This is a genomic window from Quadrisphaera sp. DVD1 (assembly GCF_058932755.1).
Map to the genome: position 1 here is coordinate 1 of NZ_JBZYWI010000262.1, position 1,554 is coordinate 1,554.

At 80.1% G+C, this 1,554-nt stretch carries 1 protein-coding gene and 1 pseudogene; both read right to left on the reverse strand.

Features of this window, described 5'->3' with window-relative positions:
- Window positions 1–10: 10 nt before the first annotated feature.
- Window positions 11–1,090 (reverse strand): DivIVA domain-containing protein, encoded by a 1,080-nt coding sequence (locus AC5FZL_RS16685; RefSeq protein WP_493619994.1) that lies wholly within the window; start codon window positions 1,088–1,090, stop codon window positions 11–13.
- Window positions 1,087–1,554, reverse strand: a pseudogene (locus AC5FZL_RS16690) (hypothetical protein); the annotation flags it as partial. The pseudogene AC5FZL_RS16690 and the gene AC5FZL_RS16685, both read right to left, overlap by 4 nt.

Consider the following 1,554-nt stretch of genomic DNA (forward strand, 5'->3'; position numbering starts at 1 on the left):
GCCGGCCGCCTCAGCGGCGCTTGGCCGCCCGCGCCGGGTCGTGGAGGTCCAGGACGGCGGCGTCGCCGGCGGGCGACGGGTCGTCGGCCGGGAGCTGGATGACGGTGGCGCCCGCACCCTCGCTGCGCCCCGCGGACAGGGCCGCCTGCGCCTGCTCCGCCGGCTCCTCCAGCCCGATCACCGGCGCGCCGCCGGAGAGGGTGGCCAGCATCTGGCGGACGTTGGTGAGCTGGGCGTTGATGCTGTCGCGGCGCTGGGAGGCCGCGGTGAGCTCGCGCTCGGACTCCGCGCGGATCCGGTCGGCGCGAGCGCGGGCGTCGCTGGCCAGCTGGTCGGCCTCGTCCTGGGCGTCCTCGAGGAGCCGGCGGGCGCGGGCGCTGGCCTCGGCCACCTCGCGCTCGGACTGGCTGCGGGCGCGCAGGGCCGCCTCCTCGGCCGCGGCGAGCTGGGCCTCCGCGACGGCGGTGCGCTCGGCGAACTCGCGCTCGGCGCGCTCGCGGCGCGCGGCGAGGGTCAGCTCGAAGTCGGCGGCGGCCTGCGCGGCCTTGGCGCGCTGGCGCTCCCACAGCGCCTCGGCCTCCTCGCGGCGGGCCGTGGCGTCGCGCTCGGCGGCGTCGAGGACGTCGTCGGCGCGGCGCAGCGCCTCGGAGGTCATCCGCTGCACCTCGGTGCCGGCGTCGCTGCGGACCGTGGCGTCGTAGCGGTCGGCCTCCGTGCGGACGAGCAGGGCGGCCGCCTCGGCCTCGGCGCGCACGGCCAGCGCCTCGGCCTCGGCGCGCGCGAGCAGCTCGGCGGCCTCCTCCTCGGCCAGGGTGAGGATCTGCCCCACGCGGGCGCCGAGGTCGGCGAAGGTCGGGGCGGCGGGAGCGGGCGGGGCCAGCACCAGCTCGGCGGCCGCCTGCTGAGCGGCCGCCTGCTGGGCAGCCGCCTGCTGGGAGGCCAGCTGACGGCCCAGCAGCTCGACCTCGCGGGCGAGCTCGGCGGCGCGGTCCTGGCTGGCGTGCAGGTGCTCGGTCAGCTCGGACAGGCGCTGGTCCACCTGCGCCGGCTCGTAGCCGCGCAGGACGGTGCGGAAGCTGGGGTCGCTCATGGCGTGGTGGGGTCTCCGGTCGTGGCGTTGGGGGCGGCGGACTGCAGCAGGGGGGCCAGCGTGCCCGAGTCGGGCACCGCCAGGGCCTCCAGGACGCCGGACAGCTGGCCGAGCTCGGCGGCGATCTCGTCGCGGCGGCGCGCCATCGCGGCGACCTCCGCACGCGCCTCGGCGAGGATCTCCCTCGCCTGCAGCCGCATCCGGTCGGCGTCCGAGCGCGCCTCGACGACGAGCCCCACCGCCTCGGCCCGCGCGCTGCTGCGCACGCCCAGCCCCTCGCGCTGGGCGCGGGCGACGTCCTCGGCCACGCGCTGGCGCAGCGCCCGGGCGCCGGTCTCGGCCTCGGCCGCGCGGCGGTCGGCGCGCGCGGTGAGCGCGGCGGCGGCCTCCTCGGCCGCGGCGCGGACCGCTGCGGCGTCCTCGGCGGCCGTGGTGACGACGCGCTCCGCCTCGGCGGTGGCCGA

What these genes read in the sequence shown, in the direction of transcription:
- AC5FZL_RS16685 (WP_493619994.1), bottom strand. Translation starts at nt 1,090, where the DNA reads ATGAGCGACCCCAGCTTCCGCACCGTCCTGCGCGGCTACGAGCCGGCG.